13 protein-coding genes are annotated in these 14546 nt (G+C 74.5%); 9 read left to right on the top strand and 4 right to left on the bottom strand.

All coding sequences use genetic code 11. From position 1 onward, the window contains the following. The first annotated feature begins 96 nt into the window (after nucleotides 1-96). The 6 genes from ACFYM6_RS04455 to ACFYM6_RS04430 all read left to right on the top strand — a co-directional run bounded on the left by ACFYM6_RS04455 (nucleotide 97) and on the right by ACFYM6_RS04430 (nucleotide 5358). A complete protein-coding gene (locus tag ACFYM6_RS04455) occupies nucleotides 97-552 on the top strand; it encodes an SRPBCC family protein (protein ID WP_387272177.1) in 456 nt (151 codons plus the stop codon). A 40-nt stretch (nucleotides 553-592) separates the two neighbouring features. After that, on the top strand, nucleotides 593-1228 hold the full coding sequence (locus ACFYM6_RS04450) for a hypothetical protein (RefSeq protein ID WP_387272175.1): 636 nt from the start codon (nucleotides 593-595) through the stop codon (nucleotides 1226-1228). Between the two features lie 63 nt (nucleotides 1229-1291). Continuing rightward, nucleotides 1292-2248: an ROK family glucokinase gene (locus ACFYM6_RS04445; protein WP_387272173.1), complete on the top strand. Its 957-nt coding sequence runs from the start codon at nucleotides 1292-1294 to the stop codon at nucleotides 2246-2248. Nucleotide 2249: 1 nt separating this feature from the next. Further along, nucleotides 2250-2948, top strand: a complete 699-nt coding sequence (locus ACFYM6_RS04440) for an endonuclease/exonuclease/phosphatase family protein (RefSeq protein WP_387272171.1) — start codon at nucleotides 2250-2252, stop codon at nucleotides 2946-2948. Nucleotides 2949-3053: 105 nt separating this feature from the next. Then, nucleotides 3054-4457 carry a flavin-containing monooxygenase gene (locus ACFYM6_RS04435; RefSeq protein WP_387272169.1) on the top strand — a complete coding sequence of 468 codons (1404 nt, stop codon included), beginning with the start codon at nucleotides 3054-3056 and terminating at the stop codon, nucleotides 4455-4457. A 76-nt stretch (nucleotides 4458-4533) separates the two neighbouring features. Further along, a complete protein-coding gene (locus tag ACFYM6_RS04430; protein WP_387272167.1) occupies nucleotides 4534-5358 on the top strand; it encodes an alpha/beta hydrolase in 825 nt (274 codons plus the stop codon). A gap of 13 nt (nucleotides 5359-5371) precedes the next feature. Here the strand turns inward: ACFYM6_RS04430 and ACFYM6_RS04425 are convergent, their stop codons facing one another. Beyond that, nucleotides 5372-6790, bottom strand: coding sequence for a trehalose-6-phosphate synthase (locus tag ACFYM6_RS04425; protein WP_387272165.1), 1419 nt, complete (start codon nucleotides 6788-6790; stop codon nucleotides 5372-5374). Nucleotides 6791-6964: 174 nt separating this feature from the next. Then, the gene (locus ACFYM6_RS04420; protein WP_387272163.1) at nucleotides 6965-7810 is read right to left on the bottom strand and encodes a DUF308 domain-containing protein; all 846 of its coding nucleotides are present in this window, start codon (nucleotides 7808-7810) and stop codon (nucleotides 6965-6967) included. Nucleotides 7811-8166: 356 nt separating this feature from the next. Here ACFYM6_RS04420 and ACFYM6_RS04415 point away from each other — a divergent pair, with 356 nt between their 5' ends. Beyond that, nucleotides 8167-8850, top strand: a complete 684-nt coding sequence (locus ACFYM6_RS04415) for a lysophospholipid acyltransferase family protein (protein WP_387272162.1) — start codon at nucleotides 8167-8169, stop codon at nucleotides 8848-8850. Nucleotides 8851-8871: 21 nt separating this feature from the next. On the opposite strand, the gene ACFYM6_RS04410 is transcribed toward ACFYM6_RS04415, so the two are convergent. Continuing rightward, a complete protein-coding gene (locus ACFYM6_RS04410) occupies nucleotides 8872-12459 on the bottom strand; it encodes an ATP-binding protein (RefSeq protein WP_387272160.1) in 3588 nt (1195 codons plus the stop codon). Nucleotides 12460-12645: 186 nt separating this feature from the next. Between ACFYM6_RS04410 and ACFYM6_RS04405 the strand changes: the two genes are divergently transcribed. Continuing rightward, nucleotides 12646-12855: a hypothetical protein gene (locus tag ACFYM6_RS04405; RefSeq protein WP_387272158.1), complete on the top strand. Its 210-nt coding sequence runs from the start codon at nucleotides 12646-12648 to the stop codon at nucleotides 12853-12855. A 57-nt stretch (nucleotides 12856-12912) separates the two neighbouring features. Here ACFYM6_RS04405 and ACFYM6_RS04400 read toward each other — a convergent pair whose 3' ends face one another. Continuing rightward, on the bottom strand, nucleotides 12913-13605 hold the full coding sequence (locus ACFYM6_RS04400) for a Crp/Fnr family transcriptional regulator (protein WP_109803542.1): 693 nt from the start codon (nucleotides 13603-13605) through the stop codon (nucleotides 12913-12915). A 247-nt stretch (nucleotides 13606-13852) separates the two neighbouring features. Here ACFYM6_RS04400 and ACFYM6_RS04395 point away from each other — a divergent pair, with 247 nt between their 5' ends. Then, complete coding sequence (locus ACFYM6_RS04395; RefSeq protein WP_073838865.1) at nucleotides 13853-14350, top strand: polyadenylate-specific 3'-exoribonuclease AS; 498 nt, start codon at nucleotides 13853-13855, stop codon at nucleotides 14348-14350. Nucleotides 14351-14546: the final 196 nt, after the last annotated feature.

Here is a 14546-nt window from a genome sequence, read left to right as displayed (position 1 = left end):
GCCCGGCTGACGGGACACACCCGGCCCGGCCCGACCGGGACCGCGGCTCGGGGGTGGAGCCCCGCGCCCGGGCCCGCCGCCGGGTAGCCTCCCCCCATGGCGGACTCCTCCACCCAGTCGATCATCATCGGCGCGTCACCGGACCGGGTGGCGGCGGTCATCTGCGACTTCCCCAGCTACCCGGAGTGGGCCGAGGCGATCCGGCGGGCGGAGGTGATCGAGGAGTACGAGGACGGTTACGCCAGCCAGGTCCGGTTCACCATCGACGCCGGCGTCATGGCCGACGAGTACGTGCTGGCCTACGAGTACGCCGAGGACCTCGCCCGGATCGAGTGGCACCTGGTGGCGCCCTCGAAGATGCAGAAGGCCCAGCGGGGGTCGTACGACCTCACCGGCAATCCCGACGGGACCACCACGGTCACCTACACCCTCGAGGTGGAGCTCTCCGTGGCCATGCTCGGCATGTTTCGCCGCAAGGCCGAGAAAATGATCATGGATGCGGCGTTGAAGCAGCTCAAGCGCCGGGTAGAAGCACTCGGTGCGGCCCACTGACCCGACCGGCGTCCGGTCGTCACGGTAGAGGAGCCGACCCATGGCCACCACTGATCCGGGTTCGGCCCGGGAGGAGGCGGAACGCCTCGTCGCCATGCTGCTGGCCTCCGCCCGGCTGGCCGCCGCCACGCCGGGGGCCGGCCCCTGGGGCCCGCTCGGCGGGATCCTGTCCGGTGTCCTCGGTCACACCCCGGGCGGCGCCGGCTCCGACGAACCGACGGCCTCGGTGGGTTTCGCCACCGGGTCGGCCGAATGCTGCGTCTGCCCGATCTGTCGGGGTATCGCGGCGTTGCGTGACCCCAGTCCGGAGTTCGCCGAGCGCCTCGCCACCGGCGCCGGGGACCTGGCGGCCGGCGTGGCCAGCCTGCTGCGCGCGTTCGCCCCCGCCGAGCCGGCGGGGGCCGACGAGCCGGCCTCCGGTACCCCGGCCGGAGATCACGTCTGGCGCGAGGCCACCCGTACCGGGCATGATTCTCAGCCGGCACCCGAGCAGGACGTCTGGTCCGCCGCGACCCGGGGGGAGGGCGTGGCCGACCCGGGTGCCAGCGTGCCGCCCGCCGACGCCGCCGGGCCGGACGTGCCGGTGTCGAGCCGGCCGCCGGCCGGCCGTCCCGTGGTGCCCGTCGCCCGGGCGTCCGGGGAGGTGGCCGAGGAGGCACCAGGCGACGGGGCCTGACCACCGGACATCCCGACCTTGCCCGGCCGTGCCGGACGAGGTCAGGGAGCACAGCAGAGGGGAGTGGCAGCGGTGACGCTGACCATCGGAGTCGACGTCGGTGGCACGAAGGTGGCCGGCGGTGTCGTGGACGACACCGGCAAGGTGCTCGTGCAGGCCCGACGGGACACCCCCGCCGAGGACGTGGCCAAGACCCGGGACACCATCATCGAGGTGGTCACCGAGCTGGCCACCGGCTACCCGGTCGAGGCGGTCGGCATCGGCGCTGCCGGCTGGATCGACGCCTCCCGGTCCACCGTGCTCTTCGCCCCCAACCTGGCCTGGCGGGACGAGCCGCTGCGCGAGTACGTCAGCAACGCCATCGGGGTGCCGGTGGTCGTGGAGAACGACGGGAACGTGGCCGCCTGGGCGGAGTTCCGCTACGGCGCGGCCCGGGCCGCCGACGACTCGATGGTCATGTTCACCATCGGCACCGGCGTCGGCGGCGGCATCGTGCTCGGCGGCGAGCTGCTCCGCGGCGCCAACGGCATCGCGGCCGAGCTGGGGCACATGCTCACCGTGCCGGACGGCCACCAGTGCGGCTGCGGCCGGCTGGGCTGCATCGAGCAGTACGCCAGCGGCAGCGCCCTGGTCCGCTTCGCCCGCGCCGCCGCCCGCCAGGAACCGCACCGGGCCACCGCCCTGCTGGAGCTGGCCGGCGGCGAGGCCGAGGGGATCACCGGACCGATGGTGACCGCTGCCGCGCAGGGTGGCGACCCGGTGTCGGCCGAGGCGTTCGCCCAGGTCGGCCGCTGGCTGGGCACCAGCCTCGCCGACATGGCGCAGATCCTCGACCCGCAGGTGTTGGTCGTCGGGGGCGGCGTGGTGGAGGCTGGCGACCTGCTGATGGGCCCCACCCGCCGGTCGTACACCCAGGCCCTCGCCCAGCGCAGCCGGCTGCCGGTGGCCGAGATCCGCCCGGCCGAGCTGGGCAACACCGCCGGCGTCATCGGCGCCGCCGACCTCGCCCGGCGGCTCTGAGGTGCCCGCCCCGGGCGTACCGCTGCGGGTGGTGTCGTACAACGTGCACAGCCAGCGGGACGACACCGCCGCGCTGGCCGAGGTGGTCCGGGAGGCCGCGCCGGACGTGGTGATCGTGCAGGAGGGGCCGCGGCGGTTCCGGTGGCGGCAGAAGTGCGCCTCGCTGGCCGACTCGTTCGGCCTGGTCGTGGCCGCCGGCGGCCTGCCGTCGCTGGGCAACCTGCTGCTGACCAGCCTGCGGGTGCGGGCCGTGGCCGCCCGCTGCCAGCGCTACCCGCTGACCCCCGGGCGGCATCTGCGCGGCGCCGCGTACGCCGAGTGTCTGGTGGCTGGGAGCCGGTTCCTGCTGGCCGGCTCCCACCTCTCGACGGACCCGGCCGAGCGGCCGGCGCAGGCGGCCGCGTTCAAGCGGGAGCTGGCCGCCACGACGCTGCCGGTGGTGGCCGGCGCCGACCTCAACGAGGAGCCGGACGGGCCGGCGTGGCGGACGGTGGCGGAGGGGCTGACCGACACCGCGGTGGCCGCGGACCGGGCGGACCGGCACACCTTCCCCTGTGCCAACCCGCACCGGCGGATCGACGCCCTCTTCGTGGACCCGCGGATCACCGTGGTGGACTACGACGTGGTGGACACCCCGCGGACCCGCCGGGCCAGCGACCACTTCCCGGTGCTGGTCGACCTGCTCCTGCCCGCCGGCTGAGCCGGCGACCCGCCGAGATGATCCGGCAGGCTGGACAACCGCGGGCATTCTCGGCAGGATTTCGCACCGACCCGGCCCTCGTGCCGCACAAAGGAGATTGTCCCGGTGCCCTCCTCCACCGACCTCGGCCGTTCCGATCCGGACCCGACGGTCGCCCTGACCCGGGACGGCCGCCCGGTCTCCGACCGGGGCGACACCGTCTGCGTCATCGGCGCCGGGGCCAGCGGCCTCACCGCCGTGAAGAACCTCCGCGAGCACGGCTTCGGCGTCGACTGCTACGAGCGGGAGACCGGTATCGGCGGGGCGTGGAACTGGCGGCACGACCGCAGCCCGGTGTACGCCAGCACCCACCTCATCTCGTCCCGGCCGTTCACCCAGTTCCCCGACTTCCCGATGCCGGACGACTGGCCGGACTACCCCCACCACACCCAGCTGCTGTCCTACTTCGAGCGCTACGCCGACCACTTCGACCTGCGCCAGCACGTCTGGTTCGGCACCGAGGTGGTCCGGGTGGAGCCGGTCGAGGGGGACCGGTGGGACGTCACCACCCGCAGCACCGGCGGGTACGGCCCGGAGCGCACCTCCCGGTACGCGGGCGTGGTGCTCGCCAACGGGCACAACTGGTCGCCGAAGCTGCCCCGCTACGAGGGCCTGGAGCAGTTCCGGGGCGAGGTCATGCACGCCTCGTCCTACAAGGACCCGGCGCAGCTGCGCGGCAAGCGGGTGCTGGTGGTGGGCGGCGGCAACACCGGCTGCGACATCGCGGTCGAGGCGGCCCAGCAGGCGTCCCGCTGCTGGCACTCCACCCGCCGCGGCTACTGGTACGCCCCGAAGTACGTCTTCGGCCGCCCCGCCGACCAGGTCAACGACACTCTGCTCGCGCTGCGGGTGCCGCTGCGGGTACGCCAGTGGCTCTACCACCGGACGCTGCGGCTGACCGTCGGTGACCTGACCCGGTTCGGCCTGCCCAGACCGGACCACCGGGTCTACGAGACCCACCCGATCGCCAACAGCCAGCTCGTCTACCACGTCGGCCACGGCGCGATCACCCCGGTGCCGGACGTGACCCGGTTCCACGACCGCACGGTGGCGCTGAGCGACGAGCGGGAGATCGACCCGGAGTTGGTCATCTTCGCCACCGGCTACCTGCCGCGCTTCGAGTTCCTCGACGGCGCGGTGCTCGGCGACGCCGACGGGTCGGGCCGGCCGCGGCTCTGGCTCAACGCCTTCGCCGCCGGCCACCCCACGCTGGCCGTGGTCGGCCTGGTGCAGCCGGATTCCGGCGTGTTCCCCATCGCGCACTGGCAGAGCGTGCTCTTCGCCCGGCTGCTCGCCGCGCGTACCGCCCGGCCGGACCGGGCCGCCGCGTTCGGCCGGAGGGTCGCCGCCGGCCTCGGTGAGCGGTACTCGGGGAAGGTCAAGGACAGCAGCCGGCACTGGTTCGAGGTCGGGCACGCCGACTACCTGCGGGCGCTCCAGCGCGCCCTGGACGAGCTGGAGGGCAAGTGAGCGAGCGGAGCGAGCGAACCATTCAGTTCAGCAGCGTGGCGCCTCGCGCCGCCGGGGAGCGAAGCGAGGCGGTGGCGTGAGCGTGGAGCGGGTGCGGATCGTCCGGTCGTGGGAGTGGGCCCGCCCGGAGCGCCCGGCCCGCCGTGAGGTGCTGGCCGTGGTGCCGGAGCTGGAGGAGGGGAAGCCGCCCCTGCTCTTCGTACCCGGGTTCGGGCACGGGGCGTGGGCGTTCGCCGAGCACTGGCTGTCGCACGCCGCGTCCCGCGGCTTCCCGGCGTACGCGCTGAGTTTGCGCGGGCACGGCGGCAGCGAGCCGGCGCCGGCGGCGACGCTGCGGTCGTACACCCATGACGTGGTCCAGGCGGCGGCGGGCCTGCCGCGGCAGGCGGTGCTGGTGGGGCACGGGGCCGGCGCCCGGGTGGTGGCGCACGCCCTGGCCCGCTACCCGGCCCGGGCGGCGGTGCTGGTGGCGCCGGTGCTGGGCAGCTGGGGGACGTTCGGCACCGCGTTGCGGCGTAACCCGGTGGGCACCCTGCCGGCGGTCTTCGGCGGCCGCCTGCGGCTGAGCCGCCGGCAGCTGTTCAGCCGGGAGTTGCCGGACGGCGAGGCCCGCCGCTACGTCGCGCGGCTGGGCCGGGCCGGCCGGCGGGCGCAGTGGCAGTTGCTCACCGGCGGCCAGCCGGAGCCGGCGGTGGGCCGCCCGCCGGTGCTGGTGCTGGGCAGCCCGGACGACCGGGTGGTGCCTTCGGCGGCGCTGACCCGGGCCGCGCGTCGGTACGCCTCGGCCCCGCTGCTCTTCCCCGGCTTGGGCCACGACCTGATGCTCGACGCCCGCTGGCGGGAGCCGATCGACGCGATCCTCGACTGGCTGGAGAAGGACCCGGCGCCCGCCACCGGGTGAGCGCGGGCGCCGGTCAGTCGGCCGCGGCGAGCCGGCGCAGCAGTGAGCCGCTGTCGTCCAGGGCGCTCAGGTACGACCGCGCCCAGGCGTGGATGTCGTTGCGGCGCAGGTGTGCCCGCATCGCCCGCATCCGGGCCGAGATGTCCTCCGGGCCGGCCCGGAGCGCGGTGAGCAGGGCCTGCTTCAGCCCGTCCAGGTCGTGCGGGTTGACCAGGTACGCCTGGTCCAGCTCGGCGGCGGCGCCGGCGAACTCGCTGAGCAGCAGCGCGCCGGTGTCGTCCACCCGGGCGGCGACGTACTCCTTGGCGACCAGGTTCATCCCGTCCCGCAGCGGGGTCACCGCCATCACGTCGGCGATCCGGTAGAGGGCGACCAGTTCGGTCCGGTCGAAGGGCTGGCTGAGGTAGTGGATCGCCGGCTCGCCGACCCGGCCGAACTCGCCGTTGATCCGGCCGACCTGGTGCTCCACCCGGTCCCGGAGGATCTGGTACTGGGCGACGCGTTCCCGGCTGGGCACCGCGACCTGGACCAGCACCGTGTCCCGGACCTTGACGTCCCCGCTGGCCAGCAGCTCCCGGTACGCCTTGAGCCGCTGCTCGATGCCCTTGGTGTAGTCCATCCGGTCCACGCTGAGGATGACGTGCTCGGGGTCGCCGAGGTCCTTGCGCAGCCGGTGGGCCCGGTCGGCGACCTCGGGACGGGCGGCGAGCGCGGCCATCTCGGCGGTGTCGATGGAGACGGGGAAGGCGCCGACCTGGACCGTCCGGTCGCCGACGTCGACCCGCCGGTCGGTGGCGGGCAGTTCGAGCACCTTGGCCACCAGTTGGGCGAAGTTGTGCGCGGCGTGCGCCCGCTGGAAGCCGATCAGGTCGGCGCCGAGCATGCCGCGCAGCAGTTCGGCCCGGCGGGGGAGCTGCATGAACAGCTCCGGCGGCGGGAACGGCACGTGCAGGAAGAAGCCGATCCGCAGGTCGGGGCGGAGCCGCCGGAGCAGCCCCGGGACGAGCTGGAGGTGGTAGTCCTGCACCCAGACCAGGCCGCCCGGCTCGGCCACCTCGGCCGCGGCCTCGGCGAACCGCTGGTTGACCCGCTGGTACGCCTCCCACCAGCGGCGGTGGTACTCGGGCTGCTCGACGGCGTCGTGATAGAGCGGCCAGAGGGTCGCGTTGGCGAAGCCCTCGTAGTGGTCGCGGAGGTCGTCGGCGGTCAGCGGGACGGTGTGCATCCGGACGCCGTCCACCTCGGGCAGGTGCGGTGCCGGGCCGGTGCCGCCGGCCCAGCCGAGCCAGGTCGCCGGGGTGTGCCGGAGCAGGGGGTGCAGGGCGCTCACCAGGCCGCCGGGGCTGCGGCGCCACTCGCAGGCGCCGTCCGGCGCCACACTGTCGTCGACGGGGAGGCGGTTGGCCACCACCACGAGGGGGCTCTGTCGCATCTCGGGCAATCCGCTCAGCAGGGGCCCGGCCACCGGAGCGAGGAGCAAACCGGACAGCCGGTGCGGGAAGTGACGTACGGGTATTCCTACTGACCGTAAGTTACACCCCTGTTACACGACTGGCGCCGGGGCGATGGGCGCCCGGTATCCGGGCGGCGGCCGCGGCGGAGCGGATCAGACGACCGCGCCGTCGTCCGGGTCCTGCTCGTCGGAGTCGCCGGGGCGCAGCCGCCAGATCAGCATCACGAAGCCGGCCAGGATGCCGGTGAAGCCGAGCAGCGTCACCACGGACGGGTCGCTGACCGGCAGCACCGTGGGGGAGAGGAAGAACACGAAGCCGGCCACGATGCAGAGCACGCCGACCACGGCGTACTTCGAGAAGCGTGGCAGCGGGGGCGGCGGTGGCGGGGTGTAGTGCTCGTCCTCGTCGTCGGGCAGGTCGGCGCCGAAGGTGTCCAGGCCGTCCAGCAGCGACGGCTCGTCGGACCGGCCCCGGCTTACCGAGATCCCGGAGACGTCCGCCGCGTACGGCAGGCGCCGGACATCGGTGGCAGTCGGGCCGCCGGTCTCCTCCGCCCGACCGCCGGCGCCCCCGGTCGGCTCGGGCGGGTCGACGGAGTCGTCGTCCACGTCCTCGGCGGCGGGCCACGGGTGGCTGCCCGAGGTGGGGGCGGAGTGGAAGCCGGCGACGATCTTGGCCCACTCCGCCTCGATGTCCGGCTCGTCGTCCCGGGCCGACTCGCGGTCCCCCTCGTCAGCGAGTTGGGTGAGGTAGTCCCGGGCGGTGGTCAGGTGCGAGCGGTCGACGTAGAGCCGGTCGACCGGGCGGGACGGGACCGTCGTGGTGCGGGTGATCGGGTTCAGGTCGGCGGAGGGCTGCAGGTATGCGGCGATCCCGCCCGCGGCGAGCACGTCGAGCAGATGTTCGCCGATGCGCGGATCGACGTCGCCCGCGACCGCGTACTCGGCCGCGTCGAGCCCGTTGTCCCGCCGTCCCCGGCGGGGCCCACCCGCTGACACCGGACACCCCTCCTCGCCGCCTGTCGGTGCGTCCCGACCCGGCGCCCCGTACGCCGTGCCCTGAATCGTGACACGTCCGGACCCTGTTCCGGGAGTGCGTTGTGGCGTGCCGCTCCCGGTTCGTAGGCTCTTCCCGGACAGTCCCGCTCGCCGACGGCGCCCCGGGCGCGGTCCGGGCGCGTCCCGGCGGCCCGTTCCGGGCTCCCCGGCCTCGACGGCTCCAGGTCGCCGCGCGGCGTCGGGCCGGCCGTCATCCGCCTCCGGTGCGCCGCCTGGCGGCGCGGCGGCCGAATCGTGGCCGCCAGCCGAGCTGGAGCCGTCGTCGGGCGTCGCCGCCCCCACCTGGAAGGACCCCGGTGCTGTACTGGCTCTTGAAGTACATCATCCTCGGCCCGCTGCTGAGGCTGATCTTCCGCCCGCAGGTGGAGGGGCTCGAGCACGTCCCGGAGACCGGTCCGGTCATCCTGGCCAGCAACCACCTCTCCTTCTCGGACTCGATCTTCACGCCGCTCATCGTCAAGCGAAAAGTCACATTCATCGCCAAAGCGGAGTACTTCACCGGTAAGGGGATCAAGGGCTGGCTGACCAAGATGTTCTTCGTCGGCTCCGGCACCATCCCGGTCGACCGGTCCGGCGGCCAGGCCGCCCGGGCCGCCCTGGACACCCAGCTGAAGGTGCTGCGGGCGGGCGGGATCGCCGGCATCTACCCCGAGGGGACCCGCTCGCCGGACGGCCGGCTCTACCGCGGCAAGACCGGCGTGGCCCGGCTCGCCCTGGAGAGCGGTGCCCCGGTGGTCCCGATGGCGATGCTCAACGCCGACGAGATCCAGCCGCCCGGCCAGCTCATCCCCACGATCAAGCGGGTGCGGATCCGCTTCGGCGCCCCGCTGGACTTCTCCCGCTACGCCGGCCTGTCCGGCGACCGGTTCGTCGAGCGGGCGGTCACCGACGAGATCATGTACGAGGTGATGGAACTCTCCGGCCGCGAGTACGTCGACATGTACGCCCAGAAGGCCAAGACCCAGCCGGTCCCCGCCTGACGCCCCAGCCGGCCCCTGGGATCAGCAGGCGACGGCGGGGCCGGCGTCGGGCACCGGGCGGCGGGCCAGCGCCAGCAGGCCCGGCGCCTCGTTGCGCTGGGCGAAGGCGCTCACCTCGGCCAGCGGCGCGGTGACCGCCGCCCGATCCCCCGACCGGTCCAGCTCGGCGACGGCCAGGGCGAGGGCCAGCATCCGGTCCGTCACGTCGGGGATCCGGGCGTAGATCTCCGCGCCCGCCAGGTGCAGCTCGCCGGCGCGCCGGTGGTCGCCGTCGGCCGCGGCGAGGGCCGCAGTCACCGTCCGCAGCGCCGCCTCCGACCAGGGCGTCCGGTGTCCGAGCCGGTCCAGCATCGCCCGCACGCGCACCGCCGCGTCCCGGCCGGCCAGGGTGGCCGCGTACGCCGCCGCGGCGATCCACTCGCCGCTGGCCAGCGCGGGCACCGCCGACCACGAGTCGGCCAGCTCGTCGACCAGTTCCGCCGCCTCGTCGGCCCGCCCCTGCAGGGCGCGGCAGAGCGCGGCCATGCCGAGCATGGTCCAGCGCGGCCGATGGAAGCCGCTCCGGCGGGCGCTGTCCAACGCGGCGGCCACGTCGTCCGGGTGCCGGGGCAGGGGCTCCTCCGGACCGCCGTTCCGCTGGCCCGGTGCCGGTCGGGGCGCCGGCGGCACCGGCCGGCCGCGCAGCACCAGCAGGCACGAGCGCAGGCCGCGGACCTGCATGTCCCAGCCGCCGGTGGGGGTGTCCACGAAGGCGTCCGCGGCGGCGAGCAGCCGGCCGAAGTCCCCGTCGAAGTACGCCCGCATCGCCTCCCCGGAGTAGCTGGTGGTCAGCGTCTGCCCGCTGGCCGTACGCGCCGGCGCGGCGGACAGCAGCGCGTCCGAGCGCAGCCAGTCGCCCTCCTCGCGGACCGCGTACGCCAGGTTCTGCACCGCCCGGTGCAGCGCCAGCAGCTGCTGCGCCCGGCCGTACTCGACGAGCACGTGTAGCTCGTCCAGGCCCGACCGGTCACCCGACTGGTACCGGGCGGTGGCCGCGGTGATCCGCGCGTTGGTCCGGGTCTCCGACAGCCCCAGCCGCGCGCCGATCTCCGCCGCGGTCTCGGCGGCGGCCACCGCCGGGTCCCGCTCGTAGTTGAGCATGTGCAGCCGGCCCAGCTCCGCGTACGCGTCCGCCTTCTGGCCGCTGTCCGGCAGCGGCTCGAACAGGGACACGGCGCGGTTGAGGCAGGCCACCGCGGCGGTCCGGTCGGCGCGCAGCCAGGCGGCCTGGCCGAGCAGGGTCCAGGCCCGGGCGGCGCAGGGGTGGTCGCCGTGCGCGAACAGCCGGTCGGCGAGCGCGTGCAGCTGCTCCGGCCCGCCACCGGAGAGGAACGCGTTGCCGTCCCGGTAGAACGAGATCTCGGTGCTCAGCAGCTCCAGCCGCAGCCGGCCGATCGGGTCGCTGTCGTCGGCCAGGCCCAGCGCCCGGCCGGCGTGCGCCGCCGCCGCGTCCAGCCCGTGCAGGGCGTACGCCCGGCGGGCGGCCCGGTGCAGCGCGGCGCGCGCCGGGCCGGCGTAGCGGTGGGTGTCCATGCCGAGCGTGCGGGCGATCTCGTGGGCCGCCCAACGGTGGTGGGCGAGCACCTCGGCCAGGTCGGTGTCCCGGCTCTGCGACAGCGTGTCCAGCCAGTCCGCCGTGCGCTCGTGCCGGGCCACCCGCTCGGTACGCGGCAGCCGCTGGTAGCAGACGTCCCGGACCAGGACGTGCCGGAACCGGAACTCCGGCTGCCCGGCCATCGTCGACGCCCCCTGCTCGTGCACGAAGTCGCGCTGCTCCAGCCGGCGCAGCGCGCGCTCCACAGACTCGACCGGCTGGCCCAGCGCGGCGGCCACCGCGCCGGGCCAGAACTGCACGCCCACCACCGAGGCGGCCAGCAGCACCGCCCGGTCCTTGGCGTCGAGCAGGTCGATCCGGTTGGCGATGACCGCGTGGACGCCCTCCGGCATGGGCAGGTCGAGGTGCTTGTCCAGCGACCAGCCGCGCCCGGACTGGCGCAGCGCGCCCTGCTCGATGAGCATCCGGACGTACTCGTGGGCGTAGAGCGGGTTGCCGCCGGCGACCTCCACCAGCGGGGTGAGCATCTCGGCGGCGAACGCGGCCTGGCCGAACATGTGCGCGTAGAGCGAGGCGATGCCGGTGTCCCGCAGCGGGGGCAGGGTGATGGTGACCGAGCCGGTGATCGTCCCCGCCCAGCTCGGGTCCCGGTCGACCAGCTCCGGCCGGGCGGTGCAGAGCAGCAGCAGCGGCACGTCGCGGGCGGCGGCGCCGAGCAGTTCGACGAAGCGCAGCATGGCGTCGTCGGCCCAGTGCAGGTCCTCGAAGACCAGCACGGTGGGGCGGCGGGCGGCCAGGGCCAGCAGGAACCGCCGCCACGCCGACTCGGCCTCCTCGGCCGGCAGCGTGGTGCCGGTCAGCCCGACCAGTGGGCGCAGCGCGTCGACGATCCGGTCCCGCTCGGCCGGCCTAACCAGCTCGGTCACCGCGGACGTGAGCCGCTGCGCCGCGGTCGGCGCCGGGTCGGTGTCGAGGATGCCGGCCTCGGTCTTCACCACGTCGGCCAGCGCGGCGAAGGTGACGTTCTCCCCGAACGGCGGGCACCGCCCGGTCCGCCAGGTCAGCGGCTCGTCGACCAGCCGACCGGCGTGCCGGTAGAGCTCGCGGACCAGTCGGCTCTTGCCGATGCCGGCCCGGCCGAAGACGGTCACCACCTGCGGGAGCCGGTCCCGCAGCGACCGGTGCAGGGCGTTGACCAGCAGACCCAGCTCGTGCTCCCGGTCGATCAGCGGCGAGGTGTCCGGCTCCTGGTCGGTGGGCTGCCGGCGTACCGGGGCGAGGGCGAGCCAGACCTCGGTGGGGGTGGACCGGCCGCGCAGGGTGACCGGCGGCTGCTCCTCGTAGCTGATGGTGTCCTTGGTGAGGGCGTGGGTCGCGCCGCAGACCAGCACCCCGCCGGGCGGCGCCACCGACTGCATCCGGGACGCCGTGTTGACCACGTCGCCAGCCACGATCGCCTGCCCGCCGTCGCGGGCGGCGGCCACGTCCACCAGCGCCTCGCCGGTCGCCACGCCGACCCGGAAGCGCAGCTCGTCGCGGCCGGACGGGGCGAACCGGGTGAGCACCCGCTGCAGCTCCAGCCCGGCCCGGACGCAGCGCAGCGCGTCGGTCTCGGTGGCCACCGGGGCGCCGAAGATCGCCATCACGGCATCCCCGATGTACTTCTCGACCACCCCGCCGTACTGCCCGACCACCCGTTTCGCGGCCGAGAAGAAGCCGGTCTGCATGCCGCGGACCTGTTCCGGGTCGGCGCGCTCGACGTACGGGGTGAAGTCGATCAGGTCGACGAACAGGACGCTGACCCGGCGGCGGTCCTCCTGCGGCACGGCGACCGGCGGCTTGGCGCCGGACCGGGCTGCCCCGCACGAGGTGCAGAAGGCCACGTCGCCGGCGAGCGGGCGCAGGCAGTGCGGGCAGACCGCCCCCAGCTCCGCGCCGCAGCCACCGCAGAAGCGGTCGCCCTCGGCGGCGGTACGTCCACAACGGTCACACTGGGCGGAGATGACGCCCTCCACTGGTGGATCCTCCGGCCGGTCCCGGCCGGGCGCCGCCCCCCGCGGCGTCCATCGCGAGTATCGCCGCCGGTAGCGGTGTCAGGTACCGGGCTGTTGGCTTGTGGACACTCGTCCGGACAGCCGTCGGCGCGGTTCGCGGACTAGATTCATGCCTCGGACGACGACCGCGATCAAGGGGGCCACACCATGGTGTACGTGAAGCTGGAGAGCGACTGGACCGACGCCGACGGGGTCGCCCACGCGGCGGGGGACTCCGTCGACGTGGACGCCGCCACCCTCGCCACCCTCCAGGCCGAGGGCATCGTCATCGAGGGCTCCGGCGGCGATGACACCAGCGACTGGGCCGGGCCGGGCCGGCCCAACGAGTGGGCCGGGCCGGGCAGCGCCGGCGTCTGAGCCGGGCGACACGACAGCAGGGCCGGGGCGAGAACGCCCCGGCCCTGCTGGTATCCGTCAGCGGTCGTTCATCCCGGCGCGGCGGCGCAGCGCCGCCACGTCCGTCACCACGATCCGGCGCCCCTCGGTACGCAGCCAGCCCCGGCTGGCGAACGAGCCGATCGCCTGGTTGACGCTCTGCCGGGAGCCGCCGGCCATCTCGGCGAGCTGGCTCTGGTTGAGCTCGATGGTGATCATCGGCGCCTGGCTCTCGCCGGCGAGCCGGACCAGCGTCTTGGCCACCCGGCCGGGCAGGTCGAGGAAGACGTGGTCGGCGTTCTGCTCGGTGAGCCGGCGGATCAGCCCACCGAGCGAGCGCATCACCGCGTCGAGGATGCGCGGGTTCGAGTGCACCAGCTCCATGAAGGCCGGCCGGGACAGCGCCAGCGCGGCGCTGTCCTCGATCGCCTCGGCCGACGCGGACCGGGTGGACGCGTCCAGCAGGGAGACCTCGCCCAGCACGTCCGGCGGACGGATCACCGACAGCACCGCGCGCTCGCCCGTCGGTGCGGTGCGGAACACCGCCACCGCCCCCCGGCGCAGCACGATCAGCGACTCGCCCGGGTCGTTCTCCACGAAGAGCAACTGACCCTTGCGGTAGGTGCGCGGCACCGCAGCGGCGATGACCCGCTGCCGCACCTCCGGCTCGAGCCCGGCGAACATCTCCACGCCCGTGAGCGCGTCACCCGGCTCCGGCAGGCGAACCTCCACGGCCCAACCCCTCCCCGGTCAAGGACCACAACTCGCTCACCGGGGTGGCCCTGACATCCCGGTACGAGGCATCTGAACCGGTTCGGCGTCCGGTAGCGGTACACATCAGATCATGACGCTCCGGTCGCGTGCTGTACACCCCTGGAGACAGTTCCGTGACTCTCCCGAACCGTCTGTCCGAACCGTGCCCACCTCGACGGACGCCCCGGCGACGGGCGGGCGGGAGCGGTGGGCGAGGATGGCGGGGATGGTCTACCGCTACTTCTACGACTGCGAGTTCATCGAGGACGGCCGCATCGTCGACCTGGTGTCGATCGGCGTCGTCGACGAGTACGGCCGCGAGTTCTACGCGGTCTCCACCGAGTTCGACGACTCCCGGGCGGTGCCCTGGGTGCGCCGCAACGTGCTGGACAAGCTTCCCTCGCCCGCCGACCGCGCGTGGCGGTCCCGGGAGCGGATCCGGGACGACCTCTACGAGTTCCTGATGGCGCCGGTCCGGGACCGCCCGGGCGAGCAGCTGGAGCTCTGGGCGTGGTACGCGGCGTACGACCACGTGGTCCTGGCCCAGCTGTGGGGCGCGATGCCGGCGCTGCCGCGGGAGATCCCGCGGTTCACCAAGGAGTTGCGCCAGCTCTGGGACGACCGGGGCCGGCCGAAGCTGCCGGACGCCGACGCGGACCGGCACGACGCCCTGGTCGACGCCCGGCACAACCTGGCGCGCTGGCGGGCGATGACCGAGCGGTGACCGGCAGCCCGGACGGCCGCGCCGGGCGGGGGAGAAGCGCGAGGTCAGCTACTGACGGGTAGCCGATCCGGCGGGCGGAAGGGGGCCGGGGCGCGGTGTCGCCGTACCCCCGCGCCGACTACAGTGCGCACTGACGGCCCGCCCCGGGCCGGCAACGGCGCCGATGGTCTGATCTGACACCTATCCTGGGGCTTAT

Origin of the sequence: Micromonospora sp. NPDC006431, from assembly GCF_042870725.1 — a bacterium.
Classification (GTDB): Bacteria; Actinomycetota; Actinomycetes; order Mycobacteriales; family Micromonosporaceae; genus Micromonospora.
Note: the sequence above shows the minus strand (reverse complement) of the source record. Positions and strands in the feature narration are given on the sequence as shown.